General features: G+C 44.1%; 13 protein-coding genes. 3 read left to right on the top strand and 10 right to left on the bottom strand.

Annotated features, from left to right (window positions below):
• Positions 1-348 precede the first annotated feature (348 nt).
• Together sfsA and OGM16_06970 are read left to right on the top strand one after the other, a co-directional pair.
• Positions 349-1,158, top strand: a complete 810-nt coding sequence (gene sfsA, locus OGM16_06975) for a DNA/RNA nuclease SfsA (protein UYJ47981.1) — start codon at positions 349-351, stop codon at positions 1,156-1,158.
• A gap of 27 nt (positions 1,159-1,185) precedes the next feature.
• A complete protein-coding gene (locus OGM16_06970) occupies positions 1,186-1,416 on the top strand; it encodes a ferrous iron transport protein A (GenBank protein ID UYJ47980.1) in 231 nt (76 codons plus the stop codon).
• A 51-nt stretch (positions 1,417-1,467) separates the two neighbouring features.
• On the opposite strand, the gene uraA is transcribed toward OGM16_06970, so the two are convergent.
• The 3 genes from uraA to OGM16_06955 form a co-directional block, all read right to left on the bottom strand.
• The gene (gene uraA, locus OGM16_06965; protein ID UYJ47979.1) at positions 1,468-2,724 is read right to left on the bottom strand and encodes a uracil permease; all 1,257 of its coding nucleotides are present in this window, start codon (positions 2,722-2,724) and stop codon (positions 1,468-1,470) included.
• A gap of 56 nt (positions 2,725-2,780) precedes the next feature.
• Positions 2,781-4,769 carry a DEAD/DEAH box helicase gene (locus OGM16_06960; GenBank protein UYJ47978.1) on the bottom strand — a complete coding sequence of 663 codons (1,989 nt, stop codon included), beginning with the start codon at positions 4,767-4,769 and terminating at the stop codon, positions 2,781-2,783.
• A 151-nt stretch (positions 4,770-4,920) separates the two neighbouring features.
• Positions 4,921-5,316, bottom strand: coding sequence for a DUF6483 family protein (locus OGM16_06955; protein ID UYJ47977.1), 396 nt, complete (start codon positions 5,314-5,316; stop codon positions 4,921-4,923).
• A 412-nt stretch (positions 5,317-5,728) separates the two neighbouring features.
• Here OGM16_06955 and OGM16_06950 point away from each other — a divergent pair, with 412 nt between their 5' ends.
• Positions 5,729-6,805: a DUF3810 domain-containing protein gene (locus tag OGM16_06950; GenBank protein ID UYJ47976.1), complete on the top strand. Its 1,077-nt coding sequence runs from the start codon at positions 5,729-5,731 to the stop codon at positions 6,803-6,805.
• Positions 6,806-6,848: 43 nt separating this feature from the next.
• Here the strand turns inward: OGM16_06950 and OGM16_06945 are convergent, their stop codons facing one another.
• From OGM16_06945 to OGM16_06915, 7 genes are all read right to left on the bottom strand, one after another.
• Positions 6,849-8,510 (bottom strand): metallophosphoesterase, encoded by a 1,662-nt coding sequence (locus OGM16_06945; protein ID UYJ47975.1) that lies wholly within the window; start codon positions 8,508-8,510, stop codon positions 6,849-6,851.
• Between the two features lie 2 nt (positions 8,511-8,512).
• On the bottom strand, positions 8,513-9,325 hold the full coding sequence (locus tag OGM16_06940; protein ID UYJ47974.1) for an HAD family hydrolase: 813 nt from the start codon (positions 9,323-9,325) through the stop codon (positions 8,513-8,515).
• A complete protein-coding gene (locus OGM16_06935) occupies positions 9,303-9,887 on the bottom strand; it encodes a xanthine phosphoribosyltransferase (GenBank protein ID UYJ47973.1) in 585 nt (194 codons plus the stop codon). The genes OGM16_06940 and OGM16_06935 overlap by 23 nt, the downstream gene beginning before the upstream one ends.
• Before the next feature lie 39 nt (positions 9,888-9,926).
• Positions 9,927-11,090, bottom strand: coding sequence for a trigger factor (gene tig / locus OGM16_06930; GenBank protein UYJ47972.1), 1,164 nt, complete (start codon positions 11,088-11,090; stop codon positions 9,927-9,929).
• A 164-nt stretch (positions 11,091-11,254) separates the two neighbouring features.
• The gene (locus tag OGM16_06925; protein ID UYJ47971.1) at positions 11,255-12,652 is read right to left on the bottom strand and encodes an aminopeptidase; all 1,398 of its coding nucleotides are present in this window, start codon (positions 12,650-12,652) and stop codon (positions 11,255-11,257) included.
• A 17-nt stretch (positions 12,653-12,669) separates the two neighbouring features.
• Positions 12,670-13,626, bottom strand: a complete 957-nt coding sequence (locus tag OGM16_06920) for a leucine-rich repeat protein (protein UYJ47970.1) — start codon at positions 13,624-13,626, stop codon at positions 12,670-12,672.
• 60 nt (positions 13,627-13,686) lie between these two features.
• Positions 13,687-14,448, bottom strand: a complete 762-nt coding sequence (locus OGM16_06915; protein ID UYJ48408.1) for a sulfite exporter TauE/SafE family protein — start codon at positions 14,446-14,448, stop codon at positions 13,687-13,689.
• Positions 14,449-14,455: the final 7 nt, after the last annotated feature.

Genomic DNA, 14,455 nt, shown 5'->3' with positions numbered 1-14,455 from the left:
TATTTTGGAAAAAGTGTAACATATTTCAATGCACGCCGCAATATAAAAAAGTTTTTAGGCTTCTGTAAATATGTTATACTAACCTAATAAGATGTTGGGCAAACGTATTTTGATGATGATACCAGGGTCAAAAGGTCATAAATCCGATGCAAGCTTGCTTGCAGGAGGATTTTTGAACTTGGGACCCGCCAAAAACATGAGTAAGAAGCCATTTTTTGAAGAAAAATGAGCGGATTACGAATGTTTTTAGAATTGCGAGAATGCAAAGCACGTAGCAATTCGGTATCAGAGGGGTCAAAATACCTTTTGACACTCACATCATTTTGATCCATTGGAGGTAACATACATATGACCTATGATAATATAGTAACCGGAACATTTTTAAAACGTCCTAACCGCTTTATTGCCTACGTGGATGTAAATGGGGACATTAAAACCTGCCATGTAAAAAATACAGGCCGCTGTCAGGAGCTTTTAGTTCCCGGATGCAGAGTAGTCCTGGAATTTCATCCCAAAGCAAAGGAAATGAAGCGGAAAACGGAATATGACCTGATCGCAGTTTATAAGGGAGATCTGCTGATCAACATGGACTCCCAGGCACCTAATCAGGCGGCTTTAGAATGGATGCGGGAAAAAGAGGCAAAGGGACTTTCTTTAGAAAACGTTGGGATTCCAACTAATATCAGACGTGAAGTGACTCACGGGGATTCCCGGTTTGACCTTGCTTTTGAATTGAAGGATGATGTAACTGGTAAAACAGTTCCTGCTTTTATGGAAGTAAAGGGCGTCACTCTGGAAAAAGAGGGAAATGTATTTTTCCCTGACGCACCTACCATCCGGGGTGTGAAGCATTTAAATGGACTGGCCCAGGCAAAAAAAGATGGCTTTGAGACTTTTCTCCTCCTTGTGATCCAGATGAAGGGGATCCGGAAATTTTATCCTAATGATGAGACACATAAGGCTTTCGGGGATGCCCTTCGGGCAGCAGCTGCAGCCGGGGTACATATTCTGGCATATGACTGTATCGTTCAGGAAGATTCTATGAATATTGATGAAAAGGTAGAGGTTGGATTACTATACACAGCAGATCCCATTGCTGCTCATGCAGCCCATGAGCAGCAACCTGGGTTATCTTATAACGATCCGCATATAATTTAATAAGAAACTGACTATGGACGTGAAACTGTGGTAGAGCCTTTATCCAGTCTGCGTGAAGGTGAAATAGCTGAGGTGGTATGGATCATCTCAGAAGCTGATATAAGAGATATGCTGGGGCGAAACGGCTTTCTGTCTGGTGAAACCGTCACCTGTCTGTTTAAAAACCCGGCACGGCAGCTATGTGTATACAAAATACGCAGACGGGTGGTTGCTATGCGGGAAGAATATACAAAAGAGATACTGGTACGGCGGATATAATATCCGCCTGCCAGTATCTCTTTTGTAATTACAATGCATTATGATGAAAAATCACTCCACCTGGTCATTGGTCAGTTTGAATCTGTCTAATACATAGAATACCAGACTCATTGTCATACCTACTACACAGGCAAGAACCATTCCTGTAAGCTCAATATTTCCAATGCGAAGGGCTGCGCCGGAAAGACCGGTTACGAAGATAACGCTTGTGAGCATCTGGTTACGGTTTTTAGAGTAGTCTACCTTAGAGTCTACCAGGATGCGCAGACCGGAGGTTCCGATCATGCCGTAAAGCAAAAATGAAATACCACCGATAACAGGACCCGGAATGGTGCTGATAAGGGCAGACAGCTTTCCTACAAAGGAACATACGATAGAAAGAATGGCTGCACCTGCAATAACCCGGACACTGTATACACCAGTTACTGCCATTACCCCGATATTCTCACCATAAGTGGTTGTCGGCACAGAACCGATCAGACCGGAAAGCATAGTGGAAAAATTGTCGGCAAATAAAGATCTGTGAAGTCCCGGATCTTTTAACAAATCTCTTCCTACGATCTTGCTGGTAACTACCTGATGTCCGATGTGTTCGGAAATGATGACCAGAATGACCGGAAGGATGATCATAATAGCCTGGGGATCAAATTTCGGGGAAGTAAAATGAGGCACGGCAATAAGCTTTGCTGCTGCTACTTCTTCAAAATCTACGATCCCGCAGATGATGGCTGCTGCATATCCGGCCAGAACCGCAATGAGGATCGGGATAACTGCCAGGAATTTGCGAAACAGGATGGAACCAAATACAGCCACCCCCAAAGTCACTAGGAATACAATGATTTTTCTTGGGTCAATGGTCTCATCCAGAAGACCTGCGTTGGAAGCTGCATTAGAGGACAGTTCCAGACCGATCAGCGCCACTACCGGGCCCATAGCTGCCGGAGGAAGCACGATGTTGATCCAATCTGTACCGAATTTATAAATGATCAGAGCTAAAATACAGCCACAGAAACCAACTGCCACAAAACCGCCTAAAGCATATTCATAACCAAAATTCTGGATAACAATAGATGCCGGTGCCAGAAAAGCAAAACTAGAACCTAAGTAAGCCGGTGCTTTTCCCTTTGTAATAGCAATAAATAAAAGGGTCCCGATACCATTCATAAACAGCACAATAGCCGGGCTGATGCCAAACAGGAAAGGCACCAGAACGGATGCGCCAAACATGGCAAACATGTGCTGGATACTTAATGGTATCAACAGTTTTACAGGAACTTTTTCTTCTACCTGAATGATTCTCTTTTCCATTACATTCTCCTTTGATGTGTTATTTGTTTCCGGAAAGCTTCCAGAAGTACATTATATTATCTTCTTCTGGGATGTACCCTTTTTCCACGTTCAAAGCAGCGTTCGCAAATGGAAAACGGATAATCCCAGGAAAGTTCTCTTCCACAGATGGTGCATTTCCGGGTATAGCTGGCACATTCTGTCTTTAAAATGCGGCTGATCTCTTCTTCTGTATTTCTGCGCTCTTCTAACAGATTTTCTTCCTGAATGGGCAGTCCCACTTTTCTGGAAAACTGAAAATACAGATCCAGCATTTTATAATAACTTTCCAGATCATACAGATCTGGTCCCGGCGTGTATGGAAACTGCAGTTCTTCCACATCCCGGTAATCCCGGCAATAGTCCTTCCACAGATCCATGACCAGTTTATTATCAATGTCCACAGAGCAGGTGATCAGCTTGTAGATCTCTTCTTTGGAAAATTCATCCATGTGGTCTTGCTGCACATGTTCAAAGCTTACATACAGTGCTAACAGTTCATCCACTTCCATTTTTTCATAAATAGAAGGCGTTTCCATGCCGGCCCATATTTTTACCAGTGTATCGATTTCAGCCGGCAGCTTTAACAGCTGTTCCGGGAAGCCAATGTAGGCTTTCATAATAGGGATCGGCCGCCTCTTTAGTCCGTCCTTTATTAATTCCAGATCATCCAAAACAGCCACAAAGCCTTCGTCATACAGTCCGAAACGTCCTGCGCGGCCTGCGATCTGCTTGATTTCCTCGGGCAGCAGGCTTCTGCGGCCCACTCCGTCAAATTTCCGGGTCTCAATAAAGACAATACGGCGGATCGGCAGGTTTAAGCCCATTCCAATGGCATCGGTACTGACTACCACTTCTGTTTCTTTTTCAAGGAAGCGGCGTACCTGCTCTCTTCTGGTAGCAGGAGGCAGACTTCCGTAGATAACACTGCAGTGTACTCCCTGGTTTTCCAGGTGGGCTGCCAGGGCCAGTACGGATTTTTTTGAAAATACAATAAGGGCATCGCCTTTTTTTAAGTCTTTTTTTAATGAGTAGGGCTTTTCTTCTAAGGTAAGTCTTGTATTACGCTTATGGCGAAGGATCTTAAAAGTATCCCCGCAGCGCCTGATCATCTGTACGATAATATCTTCTGCCTCCGGTGCCATACACAAATGGATCTCCTCTGCCCGGAGTCCTAAAACTGCTCTGGTCCAGTTGTGTCCTCTGTATGGATCTGCTACCATCTGGCATTCGTCTACAACAGCTACATCGAAATATTCATGCTCATTTAACATTTCCACGGTACATGCCTGACAGCAGGCACCTGCCACTTCCAGTGTTTCTTCTCCTGTTATCATAGAACATGGAATATTTTCGCCGTTCAGCCGGTCATAAACTTCCAGTGCCAGAAGTCTTAATGGACCGAAGTAGGCACCGTGGGAAGCTGTTTTTAACCGTTCTAAGGCATCATGGGTCTTTCCGCTGTTTGTTGGGCCTATATGAAGAATAAAATGGCGCTTCATGGCTCTGGTCTGCGGATACTCATCCTCCGGGCGGCGTTTTACAGACTCCCTGATCCCCTTTTTAATGGTCTTTGGAAGATAAAACAGCTGATAAGCGCGCTCTAATGAATTAGTAAGAAGGTAGCGGCGGATGCCCTGCATTTTTAATACATGCTCCAGCTCTTCTTCTGTGAGTTCCGGCAGATATTCCATATCTTTTGCTGCCAGCATCCTGCAGAAATCTTCCATTTTTTTCCAGTTTTCTCTTAACTGATCCAGAGCTGCACCTGGTTTTAAACGTTCTTCCTTATGCATGAGATAGGCACATACTTTTGCAAACATGGCATGGATATCGTTTAATTCATTTGGTTTTTCCACCCCGTTTAAAGTTTCCTGGCTTAAACGGTTTAAACGGTGTTTTAAGTCCGCTCCTGTCATGGAACGGTATCTTTTGTTGGCTGTTCCGAAAAACAGCTCCCTATAATACTGCCCCAGATAGGCCAGACACTCTTCTTTTATTTCCATGGATGTTCCTCTTTCATTCATGGCGATATCACCCTCCGGTGACATGTCCGTTTTCTTATATCCGCCACAAAGGGCCGCTGCAATGTTTTAAGTCATCCTGCAGCAGCCCCCTGTGTTTCTTGTGGTCTCACCTGTAAGTGCGCGGATTTTCGTAATCCGCGCCATTATCTGGTCAAACCATAGTGGTATCTACAAAATTTTCAAATCCGGTAATGCCAAAGCTTGCGCTGACGCTGTTGATTCCTTCTACGATCTCTTCTCTGGAATAATTTGCCATGAAAAGTGTATCATCATCTAACTGGTTTAAATACATATAGAAGGTCAATGCCATTTCCAGATGTTCTGTGTCGTTCTCATCCAGATTTTCGTAAAGCTGGTTTTCAGCTTCGTTGATCTCACCGGCATCTACCAGATCACGAAGCTTCCTGTAAATACGGTCTGTATCACTATATTTGTCCTCTGTATCAGGGAGGGCATAATTGATCTCATTTTTTCCCAGTGCCAGTCTGGCAATGGCGCGGACTAAGTCGCTGATGGTCCGCATTACGTAATCGTCCTGATATCCCATATCTTTTTCCCCTTTTACTTATGATGTACTCTCGGAGTCTTTCCTGCACTTGCCTTTGCGGCCGATTTTCCGCCAGTTGCACCCGAATTTCAGAGGCGGACGCACCGCTGGCGTCTCCTCGATATGCCTGGCAGTAAATGCCACCTTTGGCGTCGTTTGTTTTTCCTCTGAGTCTATTAAAGTATAGATGATAGTGACTTTTCAGTCAAGGCAAAAGCATTTATAATAAGTGGCAAAGGGTTACTTTTCACGGGTAGGAATTTTCTGAACTGAAAATTCCGTATGATACAGTTGTGACCGCGGATTTTGCCGATTCGGAATGCGGAGCATCGGCAAAATCCTGTTACAGTGCGCGGGCATGGAGAGCCCGTGTACTGTAACGGCAAAGGCATGGATGTAGGAGGTTATAAATTTGAAAAAAATATTTGCTGCCAGTGTGATCATGGGCATCCTTTCTGTTTTATTAAGTCTTTGTGCCAGAAAGGTCACTGGCTTTGCCCAGGCTTATTCTGTGACTGTTTATCCTGTTTTGAAAGGGATCTTTGCACGCATTTCCGGGATCTTTCCTTTTTCAGTATCTGAAGCAGGATTATATTTTTTGTTATGTTTTATCCTGTTTTGTCTCATCCGGTGGTTTAAAAAGCCATTGTTTCTGTTAAATGGGGCCTGTTTCATAGCTGCTCTCTTATTTTTCCTGTTTACAGTCAACTGCGGCATTAACTATTACAGAAATTCTTTTTCCTATGAAGCTGGTTTTGTGGTCCGGTCTCATTCTATAGATGAGCTTTACGCTCTTTGCAGTGATCTGGTGGATAACGTTAATGAAAATGTGCCGCAAGAAACAGATACTCCCCCATCAGATGCCGGGAATCTCTCTTATTTTCAGAATTTCCCTTATCTGCAAAAAATGGGAAAAGAAGGGCAGAAAGCCATGAAAGGACTGGCGGATCAATATCCCCAGTTTAAAAGCTGGTATCCATATCCCAAGCCTTTGATCAATCCAAGGCTTTTATCTATCCAGCAGCTGACCGGTATCTATTCTCCTTTTACAATAGAAGCCAACTACAACAGCGAGATACCTGGCTACAACATTCCCCACACCATCTGTCATGAATTATCTCATTTACAGGGATATATGAGAGAAGATGAGGCAAATTTTATCGGATATCTGGCCTGTACCAGCTCAGAAGACAGATCCTTCCGTTACAGTGGTTATCTCACTGGCTGGGTGTATGCCGGAAATGCCCTGGCGAAAGCAGATTATGAAGGTTTTATTGAACTTTATAAGAAATTAGATGAAAAAGCCAGAAATGACCTGGAAGATAATAATGTTTTCTGGGATCGTTTTGAGGGAAAGACAGCAGAAGTGTCCACCAAGGTAAATGATACATATTTAAAAGCCCACAGCCAGACAGATGGTGTCTTAAGCTATGGGCGTATGGTTGACCTTATGCTTGCGGACTATTATCCAGATGCCGCAGCAGACTGAGCTGTTTTTCTAAATGTTTCCCTGAATATTTCCCCAATCTGCATCACTGGCGGAGGGCTTTCGATGGGGTTGCCTCAGAAGCCGTAGCCTTCTTCCAGGTATACCTCTCTTCTAAGATGGTATCTTCCGGGAGCAGCAGGTAATTATTATCCCGGTCTGCATCATTAATCATGGCATTTAACTCTTTTATCAGATAGCTGTCCGGGAGATTCCGCTCCCACCAGGTATAGCCCTCTGAAGTCCTTATCCCTTTGGCATCGATCTTGCGGCCTGCGTAGTAATCAATATATACATCTGCGTAGGTCTCTGCCATGGATCTTTTTACATCACTTCCCACATTTCGTACTACACCGCCGATCTGGTCTGAGATCAGCTTCTGGAGATATTCTTCAGACCATGTTTCAAAATCTAAAAGATCAGTATTTTCCTGTCCTGTACGTCTGGCCCAGGCAGACACATCCACAGATTCTGTGGAATATTCCATGCTCCCATCTGCTTTCCACTGTAAAATGCCGTACTGACAAGGTGGGATACTTATGGCATCAGTAACGATCTCCTGAATACCGTAGGCATCATCTGCCACTCCCGGTTCCGCCTTATGCTTGCGGATCCTCTGTACATGGAGATGACCGCTTAAAAACAGGGGAATTTTATATTTCTGAAGAAGATCGATAACTTCCCCGTTATTATCCATAGCACACTGTGTGGTGTACATACGGCTCTGGGCAAGAAGGTTGTGATGGGCAATAGGCAGTATCTGCATCCCATCTTCCTGGGCTTTTTTTAACTGCTCATCCATCCACACTAAGGTTTCTGCCTTGATCCGGCCTTCTACCAGGTTTTCAGGCTCATACTGGCAGGAATCCAACATCAGCAGGCGGTTTCTTTCATCCAGCTGATAAACATAACTTAAAGAAGCACTGTCCCGGCTGATAGCCTGATCATAGCCATACATATGATAAATATCATAAAATTCTTCTGGTGTAACACTGTCTGCGGCAGTTTTTTCATCTCCAAAATAGACAGCTGCATTAGGATTATTGATATCATGATTTCCCGGAATGACCAGCACCGGAATACCTGCTTCCTGGACTTTGCCAAGCTTCCTGGCCAGCTCCTCATGGTTGATCTTCTCCCCATTCATGGTAATATCTCCGCTGAGCACCAGTGCTGAAGGCTTTTCGGCGATCACCTGATCCATAAATGCATCTAACAGCTGGGGAAGATATTTTACTACCTTTCCGTCACACCGCTCTACAAAGAGCTGAAAAGCGGCTCCATCATCCTCTGCATCTGCACTCTGATAATGGACATCCGTTGCCTGGATGATCTTTGGGGGCGTATACGGCAGTTCTTGTGGAACCTCTGGCCATACCTGCTCTATAGTCTTGTTCCAGCCTTTATAGCCGGTCTCCCGGCGGATATAGGTTCCTTTTCCATCAATCTTATCCTGTGTTTCTTCTGTATCTCCTGACAGTCCTACTTCACCATTTCCGTCGTTTTTTCCATTTTTATGATCTTTGTCAGGATCTGCATCGTTATCAGTCCCGTCTATTACAATATCTGTATCTGCCCCAGTCTCTGTAGTATATTCTGTACTGTCTATGGCAGTTGTTATTTTCTTAAAAAAGTGCAATACCCCGAAGCATACCAGAAATACAAGGGTATACATCAGGGCACTGACGATCCAGGTTTTTCGTTTCATACTTATATGATCCCCAACTCTTTCATAGCATAGGCGATCCCGTCATCCTCTACTGTTTTTGTGATAAATGTGGCATATGGCTCTAATACCGGACTGTGATCTCCCATGACTACGCAGTTTTCTGCATACCGGAACATGGAAAGGTCATTGCTGCTGTCACCAAATACATAGGCATCTTCGATCCCAATGCCGCAATGCTTTAATACCAGATCAATGGCTGTGGCCTTGGAATGGCCTCTTGGGATACACTCATAAAAACCGTTTTCCCGGTCAATAACCTCAATATCAGGCATTCTTCCAAACAGCTCTTTGCAGCGGCTTTTTTCATCAGAACCAATGTAAAATTTATCAAAATCAAAGCTGTCATCTTCCCAGAAACATGGCATTGGGCAGCCAGATATCTTAACAGACTGTTTTACGCGTTCTACCTGTGGCAGGCGGGATGGTGTTTCGTGCATATAGCAGCCGCCCAGTCCTTCTAACACGCCGTCCAGTCCACATTCATCAATGTCTCTTTTTATCTGCAAACCTCTTTCGTGTGGGATCATATGATGGTATAATACCTCATCTCTTACTCTCACATAAGTACCACAGCCGCAGAGGAAGCCATCTGCATCCACCTGGGAACGGATCTGTGTTAAATGAGGATACACACGGCCTGTATTGATCAGGACTAAATGCCCCTTTTCTCTGGCCTGTTTCAGTGCCTCTTTCGCACTGTCAGGAACCCTCCGCGTCTTTTCAGACAGGAGGGTTCCGTCAATATCAAAAAATAAAGCTTTTGTTCTGTTATTATTCATCATCCCTGAATACAATAGTTCCTGTCTCCTCATCCATGCTGTCAACAATAGCCAGTGACTCCAGACGGATGCCTTCGGAACGGATCAGATCTCCGCCTACCTGGAAGCCTTTTTCAATAACGATACCCGCACCTACTAATTCAGCGCCGGAATCCCTTACTACAGCTGCCAGACCTTCTAATGCCTTTCCATTTGCCAGGAAATCATCAATAAGAAGCACTTTATCACCTTTTCCGAGGAATTCCTTAGATACGATGATGTCATATACTCTTCCGTGAGTAAAGGACTCTACCTTAGAAGTATAAACTTCACCTGCAATGTTCTTGGTCTGTGTTTTCTTCGCGAATACAACAGGGACATCAAAATACTGAGCTACAATACATGCAATTCCGATTCCGGAAGCTTCGATGGTAAGGATCTTGTTTACTTCCACATCCGCAAACCTGCGCTTGAATTCCTTTCCGATCTCCCCAAACAGTTTAATATCCATCTGATGATTTAAAAAACTGTCTACTTTCAGCACATTTCCTGCTTTGATCTTGCCGTCCTTACGGATCCTGTCTTTTAAGAGCTGCATGTATAATATCCTCCTTCTCCATTGGTTTTTAATGTAAGATTAATTTGCCTTTGTAGTTTCCATTGTTGTTTCTGCTTCTGTGGTCTCAGACTCAGTTGTTTCGTTTTCGGAAGTTTCCTCTGCTGCAGTCTCAGTTTCAGTAACAGCTACTTCACGCTCAGACAGTTTTGCAGGATTTTCTGCCTCATTGTCTGCATTGGAAGCTAAGAATCTTAATACCTTATCCTGAAGTACCTGCTCCTTTACAGTATCTTCACCGTAAAGGCTTACTAAAGTATCCTTGGTTGCTCCGTTTGCCTGTGCAAATGCTTCCATATCCTCATCTGTAATATTGTCAAGACCTTCTTTTGCTGCAATATCCTTTACAACGATTTCTTTCTTGGCTGCTTCTTTTACAGAAGAGTAGATATACTCCTTAAATCCAGCCTCATCCATACCATTTGCCTGTGCCATCTGGGAAAGAGTCATTCCATACATCTTAGCCTGGTTGGTGTACTGCTTTAACATCTGGTTGTAGCGTACAGAAATACCATTTCTGGAAAACTTGAAATCGGAGTTGTCGATCACATCCTGAAGAACATCCTGTTCCATTTCCTGCTCTGCTGTCTTCTGCTTCTGGGTTAACAGATCAGCCCGGATACCTTCCTTGTACTCATCTACAGTCTGGTAAGAAGAGGTTCTCTGTACAAATGCATCATCTAATACTGCGTCCTGTTTCTCCTTTACAGAATTAACAGTTACTTCAAATACAACTGCCTGTCCTGCTAAGGATTCTTCTCTGTAATCTTCCGGGAAAGTTAAGTTTAATGTCTTTGTCTCGCCCTTTTTTGCACCGATCAGACCATCTTCAAAACCATCGATCATGGTCTTGGAGCCAAGAGTCAGATCCGTACCTTCTGCAGTACCGCCATCAAAAGCTTCTCCGTCTTTTGTGCCCTTGTAATCAATGTTTACAATGTCACCATCTTTTGCAGCTCTGTCTACTTCTACTTCATTTGGATTCTGCTTCAGATTGGTCTGGATCTTCTGGTCTACTTCATCGTCTGTTACTTCCGGGGCAGCTACATTTACTTTTACGCCTCTGTACTCAGAAACAGTTGCAGAACCAAGGTTTACATTTGTGGTGTCTGTGCTGCCTGCACATCCAGTCATTAACACAGCTGCAGTCAGACCGCATAAACATAATAATTTCAGTTTTCTCATTGTTGCATGTCCTTTTCTTTTCATTCTTTTCGCTTATTGTCTTCCCAGAAGCTTTTTGTCCGCCTCCGGAAAACAAAAACAGACTTTTTTTAAGCGTTGTACATAGTTATACCATACACGGACGGGAAAAAAAAGCCTTTCCGGAAATTTTATACTTTCGGATTTTATGACGCATAAAAAGCTTTAAAAGCTTTGTATGTATGGTAAACATCTAATTTAGAAGAAAGTTCAAAAGGTGCATGCATAGAAAGGATCGGCACACCTAAGTCTACTGTATCTACATCCATGTGGGCTACAAACTTGGCAATGGTGCCGCCGCCGCCTGCATCCACTGCTCCAAGCTCGCCCGCCTGCCAGTAAACACCTGCATCTTCCATAATACCGATGACTTTCGCCATGATCTCCGCACTTGCATCATTGGAGCCGCTTTTTCCTCTTGCACCTGTGTATTTGGTGAGAACACAGCCTTTGTTGATGTAGCTGGAATTGCGGGCCTCGTATACATCTGCGAAGGTTGGGTCATAAGCTGCATTTACATCAGAAGATAAACATAAGGAAGCTCTTAATACATCTCTCACCAGAATCTTTTCCATAGAAGCAAGATCTTCTATATAATGAAGGACATAATCGGAGTTTAAACCTGTATTTCCGTCAGAACCTGTTTCTTCTTTATCTGTTAAAATGGTCACTGTGGTATGCTCAGGCTTTTTGGTGTCGATCTCCGCAGTCAGTGCAGTGTATGCACAAACCCGGTCATCCTGACCATAAGCACCCACCATACTGCGGTCTAAACCGATATCCCTTGCTTTTACAGCCGGTACCAGTTCAAATTCGGCTCGGAAGAAATCCTTTTCCTTGATCCCGTACTGGTCATAAAGCAGTGCCAGAATGGAAAGCTTTACTGCATCCTTAATATCTTCACCCTCATAGGGAAGAGAACCTAAAACAACATTTAATTCTTCTCCCTTTAAGCCATCTTTTAATTGGCGCTCATTCTGCTTGGCAGCCAGATGGGGCAGCAGGTCTGTGATACAGAATACCGGATCATCTTCCTTTTCACCGATGCAGATCTCCGTCAGTTCCCCGTTTTTCTTTGCAACAACGCCGTGGATCGCCAAAGGGATCGTTCCCCACTGGTATTTGCGGATACCGCCGTAATAATGTGTTTTAAAATAGGCAATATCTTCTTTTTCATATAATGGATTTGGCTTTAAGTCCAGTCTTGGGGAGTCAATGTGGGCTCCATTCATATGCAGGCCTTCTGATAATGGCTTTTTGCCAAATGTAGTTGCGATAATAGCCTTGCTGCGGTTTACATAATACACCTTGTCTCCCGGCTCATAAGAGGCAGTACGGTCAAACAGCTTATAGCCAGCTTTTTTTAACATGTGGACCGCTTCTTTTACACACTCACGCTCTGTTTTTCCTGCGTTAAGGAATTTTTTGTAGCCTTCGCAGTATTTGAAAGCCTTTTCCTTGTGGTCTGGTGCATCTTTTCCAATATGTGGGGCAGACCAGGTAAGCTGCTCCTGTAACTCCTGTGCTTTTGTTTTCTTGGACATTGGATTTTCCTCCTCTTCTATAATTCAAAAGTGCGGGGCTGGGGCTTCGGTTTACCGCCCGCCTGCGCCCCCAGCTTTTTGTGCCTTGCATCCATAAGGATGGCCAAAACCTGGGCATCCCCCAGCCCGGCAGCAGCCTGTATCATCTGCTCTATCATCCGGACGTCTGTTTCTTTTTTCTGTGCCAGCCAGGAAAGGATTTCTCTTTCCCCCCGTTCTGCAAGACCTTTTGCTGCTTCTTCCGGATGTTTTTTGATATACTTCCAGTATTCTTCTTTCCATTCCTCTGTCAAGCCTTTTGGCCAATACAGACGGTAAAGAGCCATGCGGCATACGAGAACCGGGCTTTCTAAGATTTCTGCTGTTGGCAGCAGCTTGTCATATTCCCAGAACTGAAAATCAGTTCCGCTAAAGCAATACCGGTACATATGGCCACAGCCATGCATTTCCCGCATAATGATACGGGCGGGAGTATTTTCTATAGACTCCTCAAAGAACTCCGGGAAAATAAGCTTTGCCAGCAGTTTTCCCTGTTCATCCCGGTAGTCTACTACCAGCATCTGCCGCAATTCTGAAAGGATCTCTTTAAAACTGGACTTTACCTCTGGAAAAATGCGTATATCCAGTTCTGTTATCCGGGTACAGCCGGTAAATACTCCTGCGCCCCAGTCTTTCACTGTACTGCAGCAGGAAATCTTCTTTAAATGAAAGCAATTATAAAAGGCATAGGCTCCCACTTTTTCCAGATGCTCCGGCAGCGTAAGCTCCTCCAGGACCTCGCCGCACATTTCCGGCTCTCCTTCCCGTTCTACTGCCGGCTGCTCCCGCCTTCGCACAGTTTGGGAAAATGTATATGTATCCAATTCTGTTACCGGAAGTCCTTCTATGGTGTCCGGTATCACCAGTTTGTTATCTAATGTGTAGCAGCGCTCCACACAGATCCCATTTGCAGTCTTTCTATATGATATATTCATGTAATCAGTTTAATCAGTTTTGACATTTTTTTCAACCCTATTTAAAAAAGCTGCTTCCTTTTACAGAAACAGCTTACAGATGGCAATGCAGATGGAAAATACGGCAATGCCTTTTTTTAATAATGTCTGATTGATGCGGACTGCATTTTTACTTCCAAAATAAACGCCGATACCATGGAATACCAGGGCTGCAGCCAATATTTTCAAAAGCCGGACTGAGATACACTGGGAAAAATATCCTAAACATGCAGGAATCCCAATAAAAATAGAATTAAACAATGCTACACCAACTGCAGTGCGCACCGGGATCTCCAAAAGGACTAAAAGTGGCATTACCAATACCGGTCCGCCTGCTCCCGAAAGAGCACAAATGGCACCGGTGACTGTTCCAAGACCTAAAACAGCGGGAAGATTTCCTACAAATGTACTGTCCTTTGCCTGTTCATCACTGGCAGCTGCCTTTTTATCTTTTCTTAAAAGAATGGAGATACCAGAAAGAAAAACTACTGTATATAGCAAAGTTTTTACGCCGGACTCCGGAATCAGCATGTTAAGACACACACCGAAAACAGCTCCTACCAGGCTTCCTACACTCAATTTAAGCCCAAATCTCACATCCAGATTTCCAGTCTTTTTGTAATTAACAGAGCCTAAAAGCCCGGATACAATAAAAGCTCCAAAGCTTAAGGCCAGCCCTTCTGTAGTGCCAAGTCCCAGAAGAGATGTATATATGATAGGCAGAAGAAATCCTGCTACACCTGTCAGCCCCACACAGGCTCCTACCACCAGATTGACCATTATTACGATCAGCCAGAATGTGATACCTGTG

It is taken from the genome of Lachnospiraceae bacterium (assembly GCA_025758065.1).
GTDB lineage: Bacteria > Bacillota > Clostridia > Lachnospirales > Lachnospiraceae > Enterocloster.
The sequence above is the reverse complement of the archived record's forward strand: the minus strand, read 5'-3'. Positions and strand labels throughout refer to the sequence as shown.